Consider the following 2670-nt stretch of genomic DNA (forward strand, 5'->3'; position numbering starts at 1 on the left):
GAGATCCCCGGATAGCTCTGCGAGCTTCCGGGACGACGTAGTCGGTTCGGGGATGACGCTGTGGATGTATTTATTGAGATGGAGGCGGCAATAAAGCCAGTGCTGAAGGTGGCAGGGCAGACATATCTATCATCACCCCTTTCTTAGCTGCTTCCTGACCAATAATAGCGCCGATGTCCTGGGGAGACTTCGCGCCAGACTCTTTCACTGCAGCCTCTACGGCACCAAAGAACTCCTGAAAGTGGCCGGGGGCAACCAATACCAGTAATTGAGCAGGCTCATCGTAGGGGTTCCAGAAACCATGTTGATTGTTGCGCGGCAATGAAGCTACAGTGCCAGGCTCGGCAACCACCTCATCGGTCCCATTCAGAAAATGTACCGTTCCGTCTAATACGATAAATATTTCATCTTCATTGGTGTGGGTATGGGGCGGAGCGCCGAGTGACTTTGCCGGTAATATTTCCTCGAAAAGGCCGATTTCGGAAGGTAAATCACCCGCTTTAACATGCTGATAGATTGGCCTGCCGGTATACATTATGGGTTTACCCTCACCAAGCTTAGTAAAAGAAGCGTGGTATTCACCGTGCGTTGATTCATGTTGATGTGCAAAGAGTGGAGAAGCCAATAAAGCTGATACGCCTGCCACTGCACCAAGTGTTACCTTTTTCATAGATACTCCTTGTTATTAGTTGTACAAAGTATGAGCAGATAATTCCAAATAACAAGTTTTTAGCGTTCGGGAGATGCACTAAGTGAGAAGCAAACCTCATTTGGCGCTTGTAAAATAAGTTCTAGTATTGTGTACAGTTTTTTATATCTATGCTTAAAGGCAAGCTAATACTCGAGGGATCTTTACAATCATTGTCGGTATTTTTCTGTTTCTCGAGTTAATGGTTCTATTGGAAATCCCTCTTAAACCAAATGAAGCGTTTTATAGTGAAATGCAATTTGAAATTTAACCATCAGGAGCAAATCTATGCGCCAATTAGATATATTTGAGACGGAAAAAATCAGCGGTGGGATTTTATGGGGGGTATTATGGACCACAATAGGATTAACTATAGCCGCTACTGACGCAGCTATGAATGTTAAAGAAGGTATGGAAGAAGGCTTTAGCGAAGCTAAAGAGCAAGCAAAAGAACAAAATGGATGGTAAATAAAATGATGGAATTAAGCAGAGCAAATTTTAAAGACGTGCAAGGTGCAGGTTCCTGGGATGACTTTTGGAAAATGATTGGCGAGGCAATTGGCAGCGCCGTAGCTGAAGATGCCTATAGTAAAGAGTCAAAAGTACTTCACGACCTGGGGAGTAACGGAGGGCTAGATGAGTTTCTAGAAAACCAAAGCGATCCACGAGACTGTAACTAATTTTGTGTAACTGCCTATCTCAACATACTCTATTAAGAGTTAAGGATAGGCAGATGAACATGAATAAGAAAGAGCTTGAAGCTTTCGCAAGGGAAGCAGCCAAAGGGATTAAAACACCTGAGGACTTGAACGAGTTTAGCCAGATGCTGAAGAAAATTACTGTTGAAGCGGCATTGAACGCGGAGATGGATGAGCATCTTGGCTACGAGAAACACCAACAGTCCACGTCTACCAATACCCGTAACGGCAAGAGCAGTAAACGGGTCAAAACCGAAGACGGCGAGTTTAAACTCGATACGCCTCGCGACCGTGAAGGCTCCTTTGAACCCAAACTTGTCAAAAAGCACCAAACCCGTTTCACCTCCATGGACGATAAAATCCTCTGGCTGTATTCACAGGGCATGAGCACCCGTGACATCGTCAATGCCTTTGAGGAATGGTATGGCGCAGAGATATCGCCCACGCTCGTTTCTCGTGTCACCAATGCCGTTATTGAGCAGGTGATTGAATGGCAATCTCGCCCTTTAGATGCCGTCTACCCGATTGTTTACCTGGACTGCATCGTAGTGAAGATTCGTCAGGATAAACGGGTCATCAATAAATCTATCTTCCTGGCTCTGGGTATCAACACCGAAGGTCACAAAGAACTGATGGGGATGTGGATTGCTGAGAATGAAGGCGCTAAGTTCTGGTTGAGTGTGCTGACTGAGCTTCAGCAGCGTGGCGTCGAAGATATTCTTATCGCCTGTGTGGATGGCCTGAAAGGCTTCCCTGATGCTATCAACACCGTTTTCCCTCAGACACACATCCAGCTATGTATCGTGCACATGGTGCGCAACTCACTCAAATACGTATCATGGAAAGACTACAAGGCCGTCACGACGGATTTAAAGCGGGTTTACCGCTCAGCGACTGAAGACGAAGCCTTGCTCGAACTGGAACGCTTCAGTGAAATCTGGGATGGCCAGTACCCACAAATCTCTAAATCATGGCGTAACCACTGGCAGAACCTTAATACGTTGTTCAGTTACCCTGAAGATATCCGTAAAGCGATTTACACCACCAACGCCATTGAGTCGCTCAACAGTGTCATCAGAAAGGCTATCAAAAAGCGGAAAATCTTCCCCAGTGACGATGCAGCAAGAAAGATGGTTTACTTAGCGATTCAAGATGCCAGCAAAAAATGGACAATGCCCATTCAAAACTGGCGTCAGGCTATGAGTCGTTTTATTATCGAGTTCGAGGAACGCCTCGAAAGACACATTAACTAAATGGCAGTTACACAGAATCTGTTACAGGCTC

At 45.7% G+C, this 2670-nt stretch carries 4 protein-coding genes; 3 read left to right on the forward strand and 1 reads right to left on the reverse strand.

All coding sequences use genetic code 11. The features are described 5' to 3' along the window. Positions 1-70 precede the first annotated feature (70 nt). The gene (locus D9T21_RS14900) at positions 71-670 is read right to left on the reverse strand and encodes a cupin domain-containing protein (protein WP_123325741.1); all 600 of its coding nucleotides are present in this window, start codon (positions 668-670) and stop codon (positions 71-73) included. Between the two features lie 306 nt (positions 671-976). Between D9T21_RS14900 and D9T21_RS14905 the strand changes: the two genes are divergently transcribed. The 3 genes from D9T21_RS14905 to D9T21_RS14915 are packed head-to-tail and all read left to right on the forward strand — an operon-like array spanning position 977 to position 2639. Continuing rightward, positions 977-1156: a hypothetical protein gene (locus D9T21_RS14905; RefSeq protein WP_123325742.1), complete on the forward strand. Its 180-nt coding sequence runs from the start codon at positions 977-979 to the stop codon at positions 1154-1156. Continuing rightward, a complete protein-coding gene (locus D9T21_RS14910) occupies positions 1150-1368 on the forward strand; it encodes a hypothetical protein (RefSeq protein ID WP_123325743.1) in 219 nt (72 codons plus the stop codon). The genes D9T21_RS14905 and D9T21_RS14910 overlap by 7 nt, the downstream gene beginning before the upstream one ends. A 59-nt stretch (positions 1369-1427) precedes the next feature. Continuing rightward, complete coding sequence (locus tag D9T21_RS14915) at positions 1428-2639, forward strand: IS256 family transposase (protein ID WP_123323316.1); 1212 nt, start codon at positions 1428-1430, stop codon at positions 2637-2639. Positions 2640-2670: the final 31 nt, after the last annotated feature.

The sequence above is a fragment of the Marisediminitalea oceani genome, from assembly GCF_003731635.1.
In the GTDB taxonomy this organism is placed as follows: Bacteria; Pseudomonadota; Gammaproteobacteria; order Enterobacterales; family Alteromonadaceae; genus Alteromonas; species Alteromonas oceani.